The organism is Klebsiella sp. K5-45, assembly GCF_030128605.1.
Lineage (GTDB): Bacteria > Pseudomonadota > Gammaproteobacteria > Enterobacterales > Enterobacteriaceae > Klebsiella > Klebsiella quasipneumoniae.
Window position 1 is genome coordinate 252,552 of record NZ_JAKUZW010000003.1, and the last position, 15,206, is coordinate 267,757.

The 15,206-nt window shown below is 59.6% G+C and carries 15 protein-coding genes; 8 read left to right on the forward strand and 7 right to left on the reverse strand.

What is annotated here, in order from left to right; genetic code table 11:
* Window positions 1-6: 6 nt before the first annotated feature.
* Together MKS11_RS07885 and MKS11_RS07890 are read right to left on the reverse strand one after the other, a co-directional pair.
* Complete coding sequence (locus MKS11_RS07885; RefSeq protein WP_004202434.1) at window positions 7-783, reverse strand: ABC transporter substrate-binding protein; 777 nt, start codon at window positions 781-783, stop codon at window positions 7-9.
* A 19-nt stretch (window positions 784-802) separates the two neighbouring features.
* Entirely contained in the window at window positions 803-1,981 is a 1,179-nt protein-coding gene (locus MKS11_RS07890; protein ID WP_043519414.1) for a M20 aminoacylase family protein, read from the reverse strand.
* Window positions 1,982-2,214: 233 nt separating this feature from the next.
* Between MKS11_RS07890 and MKS11_RS07895 the strand changes: the two genes are divergently transcribed.
* Window positions 2,215-2,802 carry a YSC84-related protein gene (locus tag MKS11_RS07895; protein ID WP_087771446.1) on the forward strand — a complete coding sequence of 196 codons (588 nt, stop codon included), beginning with the start codon at window positions 2,215-2,217 and terminating at the stop codon, window positions 2,800-2,802.
* A 60-nt stretch (window positions 2,803-2,862) separates the two neighbouring features.
* On the opposite strand, the gene MKS11_RS07900 is transcribed toward MKS11_RS07895, so the two are convergent.
* Both MKS11_RS07900 and MKS11_RS07905 read right to left on the reverse strand, forming a co-directional pair.
* The gene (locus MKS11_RS07900; RefSeq protein WP_048294342.1) at window positions 2,863-3,318 is read right to left on the reverse strand and encodes an RcnB family protein; all 456 of its coding nucleotides are present in this window, start codon (window positions 3,316-3,318) and stop codon (window positions 2,863-2,865) included.
* Between the two features lie 178 nt (window positions 3,319-3,496).
* Window positions 3,497-3,886, reverse strand: a complete 390-nt coding sequence (locus MKS11_RS07905) for a hypothetical protein (RefSeq protein ID WP_065696684.1) — start codon at window positions 3,884-3,886, stop codon at window positions 3,497-3,499.
* A gap of 269 nt (window positions 3,887-4,155) precedes the next feature.
* Here MKS11_RS07905 and MKS11_RS07910 point away from each other — a divergent pair, with 269 nt between their 5' ends.
* Genes MKS11_RS07910 through MKS11_RS07920 form a run of 3 tightly spaced genes read left to right on the forward strand, consistent with a single transcriptional unit; the run spans window position 4,156 to window position 7,157 of the window.
* Window positions 4,156-5,274, forward strand: coding sequence for an ABC transporter substrate-binding protein (locus MKS11_RS07910; protein WP_032455661.1), 1,119 nt, complete (start codon window positions 4,156-4,158; stop codon window positions 5,272-5,274).
* Window positions 5,275-5,334: 60 nt separating this feature from the next.
* Window positions 5,335-6,363 (forward strand): iron ABC transporter permease, encoded by a 1,029-nt coding sequence (locus MKS11_RS07915; protein ID WP_074194124.1) that lies wholly within the window; start codon window positions 5,335-5,337, stop codon window positions 6,361-6,363.
* The gene (locus MKS11_RS07920) at window positions 6,360-7,157 is read left to right on the forward strand and encodes an ABC transporter ATP-binding protein (protein ID WP_053810691.1); all 798 of its coding nucleotides are present in this window, start codon (window positions 6,360-6,362) and stop codon (window positions 7,155-7,157) included. The genes MKS11_RS07915 and MKS11_RS07920 overlap by 4 nt, the downstream gene beginning before the upstream one ends.
* Window positions 7,158-7,198: 41 nt before the next feature.
* Here the strand turns inward: MKS11_RS07920 and MKS11_RS07925 are convergent, their stop codons facing one another.
* The 3 genes from MKS11_RS07925 to MKS11_RS07935 form a co-directional block, all read right to left on the reverse strand.
* The gene (locus MKS11_RS07925; protein ID WP_017898797.1) at window positions 7,199-8,341 is read right to left on the reverse strand and encodes an HlyD family secretion protein; all 1,143 of its coding nucleotides are present in this window, start codon (window positions 8,339-8,341) and stop codon (window positions 7,199-7,201) included.
* The gene (locus tag MKS11_RS07930) at window positions 8,341-8,685 is read right to left on the reverse strand and encodes a DUF3302 domain-containing protein (protein WP_087771447.1); all 345 of its coding nucleotides are present in this window, start codon (window positions 8,683-8,685) and stop codon (window positions 8,341-8,343) included. The genes MKS11_RS07925 and MKS11_RS07930 overlap by 1 nt, the downstream gene beginning before the upstream one ends.
* A 137-nt stretch (window positions 8,686-8,822) precedes the next feature.
* A complete protein-coding gene (locus tag MKS11_RS07935; RefSeq protein ID WP_074194107.1) occupies window positions 8,823-9,464 on the reverse strand; it encodes a Crp/Fnr family transcriptional regulator in 642 nt (213 codons plus the stop codon).
* Window positions 9,465-9,702: 238 nt separating this feature from the next.
* On the opposite strand from MKS11_RS07935, the gene MKS11_RS07940 reads away from it, so the two are divergent.
* From MKS11_RS07940 to MKS11_RS07955, 4 genes are all read left to right on the forward strand, one after another.
* Window positions 9,703-10,626 (forward strand): aminoimidazole riboside kinase, encoded by a 924-nt coding sequence (locus MKS11_RS07940; RefSeq protein ID WP_017898799.1) that lies wholly within the window; start codon window positions 9,703-9,705, stop codon window positions 10,624-10,626.
* 164 nt (window positions 10,627-10,790) lie between these two features.
* A complete protein-coding gene (locus MKS11_RS07945) occupies window positions 10,791-12,308 on the forward strand; it encodes a carbohydrate porin (RefSeq protein ID WP_004202408.1) in 1,518 nt (505 codons plus the stop codon).
* Between the two features lie 104 nt (window positions 12,309-12,412).
* Window positions 12,413-13,783 (forward strand): sucrose-specific PTS transporter subunit IIBC, encoded by a 1,371-nt coding sequence (locus MKS11_RS07950; protein WP_017898801.1) that lies wholly within the window; start codon window positions 12,413-12,415, stop codon window positions 13,781-13,783.
* Window positions 13,783-15,183 (forward strand): sucrose-6-phosphate hydrolase, encoded by a 1,401-nt coding sequence (locus MKS11_RS07955; RefSeq protein ID WP_284109469.1) that lies wholly within the window; start codon window positions 13,783-13,785, stop codon window positions 15,181-15,183. Before MKS11_RS07950 ends, MKS11_RS07955 begins: the two co-directional genes overlap by 1 nt.
* Window positions 15,184-15,206 lie beyond the last annotated feature (23 nt).

Below are 15,206 nucleotides of genomic sequence, written 5' to 3' on the forward strand. Positions count from 1 at the left end.
CAGACATTATGTCCCGGAATAAACATCAAAGCTAAAATATTTGCTGGCTAATTTTTTATAGGTGCCGTCGGCAAGGATCTTAGCAATCGCGCCGTTTATTTCCTGACGCAGCGCCTCATCGTCTTTACGTAAGCCGATAGCCGCCCCGGCGCCAAACAGCGTATCATCCTGCAGATGGCCGCCGACAAAGGCGAATTCCTTACCCTGCGGCTGCTGCAGGAAGCTGTAGTCGGCCATCATGCCGGAGAGTACCGCGCCGTCGATACGCCCGGACTCCAGATCGCGCACCACGCTATCGGCCCCCTGGTAGGCCACAATGTTGATCCCCTGCGGACGCCAGTGCTGATTAACGTAAGTCTCCTGCGCCGAGCCCTGCTCGACGCCAATGGTTTTGCCCTTCAGCTGCTCCGGCGTATTGCCTTTCAGGGTATTTTTACGCGCCACGAGGAACACCGGCCCGTTATACAGCTTGTCGCTAAAGGCAATCTGCGCTTTACGCTTCTCGGTCATGTACATCCCGGAAAGGATGGCGTCGAATTTCCGCGCCTTCAGCGCCGGGATAATGCCGTCGAAATTGCTTTCCACCCACACGCATTTCGCCTGCAGCTGCTGGCAAATGGCGTTGCCTAAATCGATATCAAACCCCGCCAGCTTGCCCTGCGGATCCTTCCATTCAAACGGCGCGAAGGTCGGGTCGACGCCAAAGCGGATCGCCTTTCCCCCTTCGGCCAGCGCCGACGTCGACGCCATTAACGCCAGCCATAGCAGTAGTGATTTTTTCATTCCAGTTCTTCTCCAGAGGTTAACGGCAGTGCTTTTCCACCAGACGGGCGAACAGCGTCGCGCCGGTGGTGATAATGTCATCGTTGAAGTCGTAGCCGGGGTTATGCACCATGCAGCCGCCTTTCTCCCCCTTCTCGCCGTTGCCCAGCAGGAAGTAGCAGCCCGGACGTTCGCGCAGCATAAAAGCGAAATCCTCACTGGCGTTCATCGGCGAGACCGACTCCAGCACCCCTTCGTGGCCAAACACCTCCAGAGCCAGCGCTCGGGCGAAGTCAGTCTCTTCAGGGCTGTTGGTTAATACCGGGTAGGAGTCGTAAACCTCCACCGCGCTGCTGGCACCATAGCTTTTAGCGGTAAATTCGCTGAGCTCGTGAATACGTTTGATCAGCAGGTCGCGGATTTCCGGCTTCATCGCCCGCACGCTGAGCTCCATCACCGCGCTCTCCGGAATGACGTTGGAGGCGATACCGGCCTGGAAGGTGCCGACGCTGACCACCGCCGTTTCGCCCGGCGGCACGTTGCGCGCCACGATGCTCTGCAGGGCCATCACCAGCGCCGCGCCGGCGACGATCGGGTCGACGGTGCGCTCCGGATGGGCGCCGTGGCCGCCGTAGCCGGTAAGGGTGATTTTGACGGTGTCCGCCGAGGCCATAAAGTTGCCGGCATAGAAGCCCAGCTTACCCACCGGCAACCCCGGCATGTTGTGCAGACCGAAAATGCGTTCGCAGGGGAACTGCTCAAACAGGCCGTCTTTAATCATTAAATCGGCGCCGCCGATAGCCTCTTCCGCCGGCTGAAAAATCAGATGCACCGTGCCATTGAACTGACAGGCCGGCGAGGCGATGTATTTCGCCGCCGCCAGCAGAATGGTGGTATGGCCGTCATGACCGCAGGCATGCATTTTCCCCGATACCGTACTGGCCCAGGGTAAACCGGTGGTTTCCTCGATCGGCAGTGCGTCCATATCGGCGCGCAGGCCGATGGTGCGCGGCGAATCGCCTTTGCTCAGGCTGCCGACCACCCCGGTCTTGCCAAGGCCGCGCGTCACCTGATAGCCCCACTCGGTCAGCTTGCTGGCGACCAGTTCGCTGGTATTAAACTCTTCCAGACTTAATTCCGGATTGGCATGTAAATAATGACGCAGAGAAATCATTTCCGCTTCCGTCGCTTTAATTTCTGGAATTACATAATCACTCATGCCGCTCTCCGGGAAATATCGTAAGGACTTAACACGGTATCGTGGTGAAAACTTTATGCAAGCAGGATTTCTAATATCGGAAATGACGGCATCTTATTTAATAATGCGTTCGCGGCAGTGTAAAAAGCATTCGAAACGGTGAAATTTAAAAATAAATGTTTATTTTATGGAGGATTAACCGTTATTTACCCTACTATTTCCGGCCGTATTCAGATTTAAATAAAAAGACTTCTATGAGATTACAGACGCTTTTCCTCGTCGCCATGACCGCGCTGGCGGGCTGCAGCGCGCAGGGGGATACCGCCAGCCAGCAGCGGGCCAGTATTCAGAAGATGCGCAACGAAACCCTCAATAAACTTTACACCGTGCAGCCCGAGGCCCGCAGCGATATTCAGCATGCGAAGGGTTATGCGGTCTTCGCCAACAACAGCAGCAAGATCCTGCTGTTCGGATTTGGCAGCGGCTACGGCGTGGTGCGGGATAAGGCCACCGGGAAGGACACCTATATGAAAATGGCCCAGGGCGGCGCCGGCCTGGGGATGGGGATTAAACAGCAACGCACGGTGCTGGTTTTCCATGATAAAGCGGCCCTGGAGACCTTTATCCGCCAGGGATATATGGTCGGCGCCGATGCGAACGCCGCGGCGAAATATGATGACAAAGGCATCGCGCCGATCGCCGCCTCCGCGAACGGCGTAGCGAAGGACACCTCCTCGCTGCCGTCAAAAGTGAACGTCTATGAAATCACCGACAAGGGGCTGGCCGCCCAGGCGATGGTCAATGGCTATAAATACTGGCCGGATGAAGAACTGAACCCGTAGCCCCGGCGGTGATCCATCGCCGAGTCAGGTGTTCCCTGCCCGGCGTTGGGAGACGTGCATTTAGTGGCCGAGGGCGCCGCTCACCAGAATCGAGGTGATGATCCCGGTCGCCGCGGCGATCAGCACATAGTTACCGTCGATATAGGACCAGTGATGGCCCTCCGGCGGGGGCGGCAGGCCGCGGTCGCTCCAGTCACGGACGCGATACTCATCGCCACGGAACGGCGCCGGAGCCGGGTGGCCTTTGCGGAAATCGTTACCGCGCCAGGCGAAATGGTCCTGCTCATGCCGTGCCTGATCGCGCTTGTCATGCCCGTCACGATCCGGGCCACGCTGGTCATGGTCACCCTGACGATGCGCGTCAGGTCCGCCCTGCGGCGCATGCCCATGATGATCCGAACCGTTCTGCCACACCGTTGGCTGCCCCGGACGATGGCCGTCGTTTGGGCCATCGGCAAAGGCCTGGACGCTCAGCACAGTGGATAATATTACCGCCAGAGAAATCATCTTTTTCATCGTACACCTCCTGATTGAAGTTCTTTGTAACGGGAAAATGTGAAGAAAGAGTGAGTATCCGCTTAACCAGGACGATTCCTGGCATCTGCGGTTTCTGCTGTCGGGGAAGGCATTATGGGGGAGTACGAGCAATAAAAAAGGCCGCTCTCGCGACCTTTATTCAGACTGATATCAGGACTTACTCAGTCACTTTATTTTTTAACTCTTCAGCGCCGGTTTTGGTTTTATCCCAGCCCTTTTCTGCGCCGGATTTGGTGGCGTTCCAGCCTTTTTCGCTGACCTCTTTGGTCTTATCCCAACCTTTCTCAGTCCCTTCTTTGGTCTTGTTCCAGGTCTTCTGCGCGCCTTCGCTCACCTGGCTGCCGACGCTATTCTGTTTGCCTTCGGCCGCATGTTTCGCCTTCAGCTGCTGCTCTTCACCTTCGTGCTGGGCCTGATGCAGCTTCTCTTTGGCGGTGTTGGCGTTGGCATTGGCCGCCGCGACGGTATCATCTGTTGCATGTGTTGTCGCAGCAAAAACCGGAGCCGCAACCAGAATAGCCGATAACGCAATCATTGCTTTTTTCATAATATCCTCTCTCACGTGTCGTGTTATGAGTCGTATTCAGGATGGCACAACGAACCGGGGATGACATTAGGAATTAGCCTGAAAAACGTCTTCGACCTGCAACCATGGCAGAAAATGCTGCCGCTGCGCACCCTGTCGGCGTTGGCATAATTTCCATCATGTTTGTTACATTTCGTGAAATTTGCGCTTGATATACTTGCCGTTGACGTTTACTCGAGAATAATTCTCAGAATCATTATATTTATAAATTGGCAAACGGAACTCATTTTATGGCAAGAAAATCAGTAAGATCGCTGTTGCTTACTGCGCTGATCGCGACTCCCTTCCTCAGCTATGCGACCCAATATCCTCTGACGGTTACCGACCTTGACGGCCGGCAGGTCACCCTGGCTAAAGAGCCGCAGCGTATTATTTTGCAGGATGGCCGCGACATTATGACCCTCGCCCTGCTGGACCGGGACAATCCGTTTAAGCGGCTGGTGGCATGGAATAATCTGGCGAAAAAGCAGGACGTTGCCACCTGGCAGATGCTGAAAACGACGTGGCCGCAGTCGGCCACGATCCTTGACATGGGCTTCAGCGACAAGGGGAATGTCGATCTTGAAAGCGTCATCGCCCGCCAGCCGGATCTGATGATCGCCCAGCTGCGCGCCAGGCCAGCGCTGATGGAGAGCGGCGTCATCGACAAGCTCAGCGCCCTGCACGTTCCGGTGCTGTTTGTCGACTATGAGATCGACCCGGCGAAAGATACCGCTCCCAGCATCGACCTGCTGGGCAAAGTCCTCAACCGCGAGAGCCAGGCCAAAGCCTTTACCGATTACTATCGTCAGCAGCTGCAGTCGATTCGCCAGAAAACCGCGACCATCACGCCGAAGGCCAACGTCTTCGTGGAAGCGCTGGCCGGCAACAGCGACGCCTGCTGCTTTACTCACGGCCACAGCGGCTGGGGGGGGCTGGTGGAGGCGGTCGGGGCGAACAATATCGGTTCGCAGCTGCTGCCGGGCGCCTCCGGGTTCGTCTCGCTGGAGAAAATCATCAGCATGAAGCCCGACGCCTGGATAATGACCGGCTCGAAGCGCGGAAACAGCCAGGTGCTGCCCCTCGGCTATGAGGTTAAGCCGGAGGCGGTGAAAGCCCAGGCGCAGACGCTGCTGGCGCGACCGGGGGTCAGCCAGATCCCGGCGGTGCAGGAAAAGCGGGCCTATGGCGTCTATCACCACTTCTATAACCATCCGTGGAATATTGTCGGCATGGAATATCTGGCGAAAGATATCTATCCGCAGGCCTTCCGCGATCTCAACCCCGATGAGACTTACCATTATATCGTGCGTCACTTCACCGACCTGCCGGACCAGCCGTTCGTCTTTTCCTGGCAGCAGAGCGAGTAATCCGGCATGCGTTTAACCTCCGACTCCGTGCTCGACGAGCTGCCCGCCGGGACTTCTGGCGTGATGGATCATTATCGCCATATCGTGCGTCGCCGCCTGCTGCTGTTGCTGCTGCTGGCGCTGTTGATTGTCGCTTCACTGCTGTTCGATTTTATGCTCGGCCCTTCCGGACTGCCGCTGCAGAGCCTGTGGCAGACGTTAACCGATCCGGCCAGCGCCGATCCGGGCATTCGCGCCATCGTCTGGGATATCCGCCTACCCTATGCGGTGATGGCGATTATCGTCGGTCTGGCGCTGGGACTGGCTGGTGCCGAAATGCAGACCATCCTCAATAACCCGCTGGCCAGCCCGTTTACCCTGGGCGTCTCCTCGGCTGCGGCGTTTGGCGCCGCGCTGGCGATTGTGCTGGGTATTGGTCTGCCCGGTATTCCCGGCCAGTGGTTTATCTCGGCCAACGCCTTTATCTTCGCCCTGCTGGCGGCCCTGCTGCTGGATGGCATTACCCGCTGGACCCAGGTGGCTACCTCCGGCGTCATTCTGTTCGGCATCGCGCTGGTCTTTACCTTTAACGCCCTGGTCTCGATGCTGCAGTTCATCGCCAATGAAGACACTCTGCAGGGGCTGGTGTTCTGGACCATGGGCAGCATCGACCGCGCCTCCTGGAGCAAAGTCGCCATCCTGCTGGTCGCCCTGGCGCTGGTGATGCCCCTGTCGCTGCGCAGCGCGTGGGCGCTGACCGCCCTAAGGCTGGGCGAGGACCGGGCCATCAGCTTTGGCATTAACGTTCGCCGTCTGCGCCTGAGCACGCTGCTGCGGATCAGCATTCTGTCGGCGCTTTCGGTGGCCTTTGTCGGGCCAATCGGCTTTATCGGCCTGGTGGCGCCGCATATTGCGCGGATGCTCTTCGGCGAAGATCATCGCTTTTACCTGCCCGCCAGCGCGCTGATCGGCGCCCTGGTGCTCTCCCTGGCCTCCATCGCCTCGAAGAACCTGATACCGGGGGCCATTATTCCGGTGGGGATCGTCACTTCCCTGGTAGGGGTCCCGTTCTTTTTGAGCATTATTTTACGTCACCGGGGGCAAGTATGAGCGACCAGACGTTATCCGGGCTGTCGCTGTCTCACTTCAGCGCTGGCTACCCCAGACGCAAGGTGATCGAGAACCTGACGGTTCCCCATCTGCCGCGGGGGAAAATCACTGCGCTGCTGGGGCCAAACGGCAGCGGTAAATCGACGTTAATGCGAGCGATGGCGGGGCTGGGCCCCTGCCGCGGCGAGCTGCGCCTGGAGGGAGAAAATCTGCTGATGCAGCCGTTCTCACGTCGCGCAGAACAGGTGGTCTATCTTCCGCAGACGCTGCCCGCCGGCGTGCATCTGCATGTGCTGGAGTCGATTATCGTGGCCCAGCGCGCCGCCGGGGGACGCCACAGCGCCCAGCAGCAGGAAGAGGTAATGGCGTTGCTGCGACAGCTGGGAATTGCCCACCTGGCGATGAGCTACCTCGATCAGCTCTCCGGCGGGCAAAAACAGTTGGTGGGTCTCGCCCAGTCGCTGATTCGCCAGCCGCGCCTGCTACTACTCGATGAACCGCTCAGCGCGCTTGACCTCAACTACCAGTTTCACGTGATGGATCTGGTGCGCCGGGAGACCCGGCGGCGCAACATCGTGACTCTGGTGGTGGTGCACGACATCAATATTGCCCTGCGTCACGCCGACCACGTGCTGATGCTCAAAGCGGGCCAGCTGCTCGGCGACGGCACCCCGGCCACGGTCATCACCCCTGAGACCCTGGCGGCCGTCTATGGCGTGCGCGGCCGTATTGAACCCTGTTCGCAGGGGGTGCGGCAGGTGATTATTGACGGGCTGGTGGACCGCGAGGCCTGACCGCGGCGCGGGGATGGTTGGTCCTCCCCGCGCCCGCCAGCTTAGTGATCGAGATAGATGTAGTTTTCCCAGCTCTTCATGCGGATCAGGATCTTCCTGATCAGCGACAGCTCTTTCAGGTGATCTGAGTAGACCGCCGCCTCGAGGGTAGCACCCTGCGGCAGAGCGTATTCGGCAAAACGTGGATCGGTCACCTTTAGTACCACCAGCGCCCGGCCATGGGTATTGAGCGCGTCCGTGGTCAGCAGTTTGCCCTGGCCCTGAAACTGACTCTCGCCAATCGCCGGCAGCACATCGGCCACTTCCCCGCGGAAGACGGTGCCCGGGATGGCCGGAAACATCAGCTCCGCGGGCTCGCCTTTGTACAGACGCTGCAGGGCGTTCTGGCGAAATGCCGCGACATACTCCCGCGAGGCGTCGCCCTCCACCGGCACAAAGGTCATCAGCGGCAGCATTCCCAGCGCGGTGGACATGGTGCCAGGGCGTAAGCCGACGGTGCTGACATAGCCGTCTTCCGGGGCGCGGACGACGGTGTTATCCAGCTGAAACTGCGCCTTCTGCAGCTGCGCCAGCAGGGAGGCCACGGTGGTATTTTTGCCCTTCACCACCGAGTCCAGCGCGTTACGCGCCTGAACCACTTTCGCCTGAGCCGCGCTGACGCTGGCTTCATCGGCTTTCCACGTCTGCAGACGGGTATCGACCATTTGATCGGAGAAGGCGCCCTGGGCATGCCCCTCCCGAAAGCGGGCATACTCCCGCCGCGACTGGTCGCGCTGAGCCACCGCTCTGCTCAGCTCGGCCTCCGCCTGGCTTAACGCGGCGTTGAGGGAGAGCGCATCCTGGCTGGCCGCTTTAATCTGCGCCTGCAGATCGTCCACCTTTGCCTGGAACGGCGTCGGGTCGAGAGTAAACAGCACATCGCCCTTATGCAGCCTCTGGTTAGGCCTCACCGGTACGCTCTGCACCCGACCGCGCACCTGCGACACAATCGGTACGGTGCGAAACACCTGATTGCCGACGTCGGTATAGGGGAAGTTGTAATTCATCCCGAAGATCACCGCGCCAATCAGGGCGATACCGCCGAGCACCGCCGTCGGCACGGTCCACTTATTGAGCGGGATGCGGAAGACTTTAAACACCACGATGCATAGCGCGGCGTAGGTCAGCAACATTAACGTTTCCATTATTTTGCCTCCTTCGCTTTCAGAAGGTCCACTTCGCGCTGCACCTGCTCCAGCCGCTGGACCACCGTTTCCAGACGCTGATGCAGCACCTGCTGGTCGTCGGCGATGCGGCGCATCCCCCATCCGCGGTCTTCGCGCCACAGCGTCGCCCAGATCCACAACAAGGGCCACAGGCCATGCAGGGTAAATAAGCTGACCCAGCCGGCATAATGAATCGCATCCTGATGAGGATGGCGCCGCTCTTTGGCGATTTCATAAGGAATATCGTGAATAACAATCACGCCATAAAAAAGTATTAAGGCCACGGCGATCAGAATCGCCAGCGCCACATAGTCCAGGGTCATAAAATAACTCCAGAGTGCAAGGTTAAATAAATAAAACGGCCAGATTCAGGCGTAGCAGGGCCGGGAGAAAACGCGCGCTTAGCGCTTTCCCCGGGCGGGTTTTAGCGACGTTATGTCGGGGAACCGACGAATCTGAATCAGAATTTCTCAGGAATAGGGCGGTCGATGGAAATCAGTTTGCCTTTTTTCACCGTGATATATCCCCCCTCGCGCAGGGCGGCCAGCACCTGATAAACATAGCTGCGCGAGAGATTGGTCCGTTTAATAATAAATGCCGACAGACTTTCATGTTGCCCACCATCGATTTCAGCGCGATATAAATAGCGCGACAGCATCGACTTAATAGTCTGAAAGCTAGTCTGGCTGCCGCGTTCATAGTGGGCATCAAGGGCAAATATACCCATATAGGCCAGGATCGTGGTCAGCTCTTGCATATAGCCCGGCGACAAATGAAAGAATATCCGTTCAAAATCGCTGGCGGATATTTTCGCCAGCTGGCATTCGCCCAGACACTGATAATAGAGCGCCACCGACGGACAATAATGTTCCAGCAACCCTAACGGCATATGCGCGATAACAATCCCAATAAGGTTCTGCTCGTCACCAAAGGCCAGCGTCATTTGCCCCTGCAGCAAAAAATAGAGATAGCCCGGCTGCGGCAGAAACGGCTGGTCTTTACTCAGGCTCAGGGTTTCACTGCAGGCGATCACCGCCGGCAGGTGCGTGGTCAGCGTCAGCTTCTGGTACCGATCGTAAATATCGGCAAAACTGGGGTTCATCGCGCTACGCACTCCTTCACCTTTTATCACCGCGGCGGGGCTAACCGCGGCCTGTGGAACTATACCTAAGCGGGTCAGGAAGGAAAAGTCCAGATCTGGAGTGGCGAAATATTCCGCCTGGCTCACATTTTTCACCCTCGCCCCGCCCTTTCGTCCGCCAATCGTTCCGCTTGCCGCCAGGCTGTGCTTTAATTAGCTAAAACGGTTTAACAAAGTTTAGCTAAGAGGAACTAGTCCTATGAATGGTAAAATCTGGGTACTCGGCGATGCGGTCGTCGATCTCCTGCCCGACGGAGAGGGCCGCCTGCTGCAATGCCCCGGCGGCGCGCCGGCCAACGTCGCGGTCGGCGTGGCGCGGCTCGGCGGCGATAGCGGGTTTATCGGCCGCGTCGGCGACGATCCCTTCGGCCGCTTTATGCGTCACACCCTGGCGCAGGAGAAGGTGGATGTGAACTATATGCGCCTCGATGCGGCGCAGCGCACCTCCACGGTGGTGGTCGATCTCGATCGCCACGGGGAGCGCACCTTTACCTTTATGGTCCGCCCGAGCGCCGACCTGTTTCTTGCGCCTGAGGATCTTCCGCCGTTTGCCGCCGGTCAGTGGCTGCACGTTTGCTCTATCGCTCTCAGCGCGGAGCCGAGCCGCAGCACGGCATTCGCGGCGATGGAGGCGATAAAGCGCGCCGGGGGCTATGTCAGCTTCGACCCCAATATCCGCAGCGACCTGTGGCAGGATCCGCAGGAACTGCGCGACTGTCTCGACCGGGCGCTGGCCCTCGCCGACGCCATAAAACTCTCGGAAGAGGAGCTGGCTTTTATCAGCGGCAGCGACGACATCGTCAGCGGCATCGCCCGGCTGAACGCCCGCTACCAGCCGACGCTGTTGCTGGTGACCCAGGGCAAAGCGGGGGTGCAGGCCGCGCTGCGCGGGCAGGTTAGCCACTTCCCTGCCCGCCCGGTGGTCGCCGTCGATACTACCGGCGCCGGCGATGCCTTTGTCGCCGGGCTGCTCGCCGGACTCGCCGCCCATGGTATCCCTGACAACCTCGCCGCCCTGGCTCCCGACCTCACGCTGGCGCAAACCTGCGGCGCGCTGGCCACCACCGCCAAAGGCGCCATGACCGCCCTGCCCTACAGGGACGATCTTCAGCGCTCGCTGTGATCCCGTTGGGCCGGCTAACGGCCCACTTTGCTGGCGACATCACAATTCTTAAACCGGTTTAGCAATTTTTATTTTCACCGCATTACCGACATGTTTACCATATTAACTAAACCGGTTTAGCAAACGTTAGCACACTCACTGATTTACCTTTGGATGTCACCAACATGTATAAAAAACGGAAGTTAGCCATTCTTATTGCTTTGCTAACCGGCGCCGCCGCCGCCCATGGGCAGACAGACCTGAACAGCATTGAAGCGCGTCTCGCCGCCCTGGAAAAACGTCTGCAGGATGCCGAGACTCGCGCCAGCACTGCCGAAAGCCGCGCCGCCTCGGCGGAGCAGAAAGTTCAGCAGCTAACCCAGCAGCAGCAACAAACCCAGGCCACCACCCAGCAGGTGGCCAAGCGCACCACCCAACTGGAAGAAAAAGCCGAACGGCCCGGCGGCTTTGAGTTCCACGGCTACGCCCGCTCCGGGGTGATCATGAACGACTCCGCCGCCAGCACGAAATCCGGGGCCTATATGACCCCCGCCGGGGAAACCGGCGGCGCCATTGGTCGTCTGGGTAACCAGGCCGACACCTATGTGGAAATGAACCTCGAACATAAGCAGACCCTGGACAACGGGGCGACCACCCGGTTCAAAGTGATGGTGGCCGACGGGCAAACCACCTATAACGACTGGACGGCGAGCAGCAGCGACCTGAACGTGCGCCAGGCGTTCGTCGAGCTGGGCAATCTGCCGACCTTCGAGGGTCCGTTCAAAGGCTCGACCCTGTGGGCCGGGAAGCGCTTTGACCGCGACAACTTCGATATCCACTGGATTGACTCGGATGTGGTGTTCCTCGCCGGGACCGGCGGCGGGATCTACGACGTGAAGTGGAACGACAGCCTGCGCAGCAACTTCTCGTTATACGGCCGCAACTTTGGCGATATCGCCGACAGCAGCAACAGCGTGCAGAACTATATCGTCAGCATGAATAACTTTGCCGGCCCGGTGCAGATGATGGTCAGCGGGATGCGGGCGAAAGATAATGACGACCGCCAGGACGCAAACGGCAATCTGGTGAAAGGCGATGCCGCTAACACCGGGGTTCATGCCCTGCTGGGTCTGCACAATGAGAGCTTCTATGGCCTGCGCGACGGGACCAGCAAAACGGCCCTGCTGTACGGTCACGGCCTGGGCGCCGAGGTCAAAGGCATCGGCTCCGACGGCGCGCTGCGTCCGGGGGCCAACACCTGGCGTTTCGCCAGCTACGGCACCACCCCGCTGAGCGATCGCTGGTTTATTGCCCCGGCCGTGCTGGCGCAGAGCAGTAAAGATCGCTATGTCGATGGCGACAGCTATCAGTGGGCCACTCTCAACCTGCGTCTGATTCAGGAAGTGACGCAGAACTTCGCCCTCGCCTGGGAGGGCAGCTATCAGTACATGGATCTGCAGCCTGAAGGCTACAACGATCGCCATGCGGTCAATGGCAGCTTCTACAAGCTGACCTTCGCCCCGACCTTCAAGGTCGGCAGCATCGGCGACTTCTTCTCGCGCCCGGAGATCCGCTTCTATACATCGTGGATGGACTGGAGCAAAAAGCTGGATAACTACGCCAACGACGACGCGTTAGGCAGCAACGGGTTCAAATCGGGCGGCGAATGGTCGTTCGGTATGCAAATGGAGACCTGGTTCTGACGTGAACCCGGGCGACAGGGTAAGTAAAACATAAATATAAGGTTCGCGGTGCCAGCCATGGCCGGCGCCGCCCACGCCATATCATCATGCATTCAGAGGGTACTATGGATTTTGAACAGATTTCCCGCTCACTGCTTCCCCTGCTGGGCGGCAAGGAAAATATCGCCAGCGCCGCGCACTGCGCCACCCGGCTGCGGCTGGTGCTGGTCGACGACGCGCTCGCCGACCAGCAGGCGATTGGCAAAATCGACGGCGTGAAAGGCTGCTTTCGTAATGCCGGACAGATGCAGATCATCTTCGGCACCGGGGTGGTCAATAAAGTCTATGCTGCCTTTATCCAGGCGGCGGGCATCAGCGAATCGAGCAAATCCGAAGCCGCCGACCTGGCGGCGAAAAAGCTGAACCCGTTCCAGCGCATTGCCCGCCTGCTGTCCAACATCTTTGTGCCGATTATTCCCGCCATCGTCGCCTCCGGCCTGCTGATGGGCCTGCTGGGGATGGTGAAAACCTACGGCTGGGTCGACCCGGGCAACGCTATCTATATCATGCTGGATATGTGCAGCTCGGCGGCGTTTATTATTCTGCCGATCCTGATCGGCTTTACCGCCGCCCGCGAATTTGGCGGCAACCCTTATCTGGGCGCGACCCTCGGCGGGATCCTCACCCACCCGGCGTTGACCAACGCCTGGGGCGTCGCCGCCGGCTTCCACACCATGAATTTCTTCGGCATCGAAGTGGCGATGATCGGCTATCAGGGCACGGTCTTCCCGGTGCTTCTGGCGGTGTGGTTTATGAGCCTTGTCGAAAAACGGCTGCGCCGCGTTATTCCTGACGCGCTGGATCTGATCCTCACGCCGTTCCTGACGGTGATTATCTCTGGCTTTATCGCCCTGCTGCTGATCGGCCCGGCCGGGCGCGCGCTCGGCGACGGCATTTCGTTTATCCTCAGCACGCTTATCAGCCATGCCGGCTGGCTGGCTGGCCTGCTGTTCGGCGGCCTCTATTCGGTGATCGTCATTACCGGTATCCATCACAGCTTCCATGCCATTGAGGCGGGTCTGCTCGGCAATCCGTCGATCGGCGTCAACTTCCTGCTGCCTATCTGGGCGATGGCCAACGTCGCTCAGGGCGGCGCCTGCTTTGCCGTGTGGTTTAAAACCAAAGATGCCAAAATCAAAGCCATTACCTTGCCGTCGGCGTTTTCGGCGATGCTGGGGATCACCGAGGCGGCGATCTTCGGGATTAACCTGCGCTTTGTGAAACCGTTCATCGCCGCACTGGTGGGCGGTGCCGCCGGCGGCGCCTGGGTGGTGTCGATGCACGTCTACATGACCGCGGTGGGCCTGACGGCGATCCCGGGAATGGCCATCGTGCAGGCCAGCTCGCTGCTGAACTACATTATCGGGATGGCGATCGCCTTCGCCGTGGCCTTCGCGCTCTCTCTGACGCTGAAATACAAAACGGACGCTGAATAATGTCATTACCGTCACGCCTGCCTGCGATCCTGCAGGCCGTTATGCAGGGCCAGCCGCAGGCGCTGGCCGACGACCATTACCCGCAATGGCATCTGGCGCCGGTCAGCGGACTGCTGAACGATCCCAACGGCTTTTGCCAGGTCGCCGGGCGTTATCACCTGTTTTATCAGTGGAACCCGCTCGCCTGCGACCACACCTATAAGTGCTGGGGACACTGGAGCTCAGCCGACCTGCTGCACTGGTGGCATGAACCTATCGCCCTGATGCCGGATGAAGAGTATGACCGCAACGGCTGCTACTCCGGCAGCGCAGTCGAGTTCGAGGGTACCCTGACCCTGTGCTACACCGGCAACGTGAAATTCCCCGACGGCGGGCGCACCGCCTGGCAGTGCCTGGCGACAGAGAATGCCGATGGCACCTTCCGCAAGCTGGGGCCGGTGCTGCCGCTCCCTGACGGTTACACCGGCCATGTACGTGACCCTAAGGTGTGGCGCCAGGACGGGCGCTGGTACATGGTCCTCGGGGCGCAGGATGTGCAACAGCGCGGCAAAGTGCTGCTGTTTACCGCCAGCGACCTGCGGGATTGGCGCCTGGTGGGCGAGATAGCCGGGCATGACGTTAACGGCCTGGCGAACGGTGGCTACATGTGGGAGTGCCCGGACCTGTTTCCGCTGGCGGACACCCACCTGCTGATCTGCTGCCCGCAGGGGCTGGCCCGCGAAGCACAGCGTTTTCTCAATACCTATCCTGCGGTGTGGATGGCAGGCCGTTTCGACGCCGAACGCGGCGCCTTCGACCATGGCCCGCTGCACGAGCTGGACAGCGGATTTGAGTTCTACGCGCCGCAGACCATGCTGGCCGAAGATGGCCGCCGCCTGCTGGTCGGCTGGATGGGCGTCCCGGACGGGGAAGAGATGCATCAGCCCACCCGCGCGCAGGGATGGATCCACCAGATGACCTGCGTGCGCGAACTGGCGTGGCGGTCGGGTGCCCTGTATCAGCGTCCGCTGCGCGAACTGACCGCCCTGCGCGGGGAAGCCCAGGGCTGGCGCGGGCAGACCCTGCCCCTCGCCCCGATGGAGCTGGCCTTTGACATCGCCCCCAACAGCACGCTGGGGCTGGATTTTGCCGGCGCCCTGCAGCTCACCGTCAACCGCGACGGCCTGCGCCTGTCGCGCCGCGGCCTGCAGACGGCGGAGATGCATCATCGCTACTGGCGCGGCGAGGCGCGGCGGCTGCAGATCTTTATCGACCGCTCCAGTGTGGAAATTTTCATCAACGATGGCGAAGGGGTAATGAGCAGCCGCTTCTTCCCGGGCTATCCGGGGCAGCTCATCTTCAGCGGTGCGACGCCGGTGGCATTCTGCCGCTGGCTGCTGCGGCCATGCATGGTAGAATAAGCGTTTTGCTTTCAGGCTCCCGG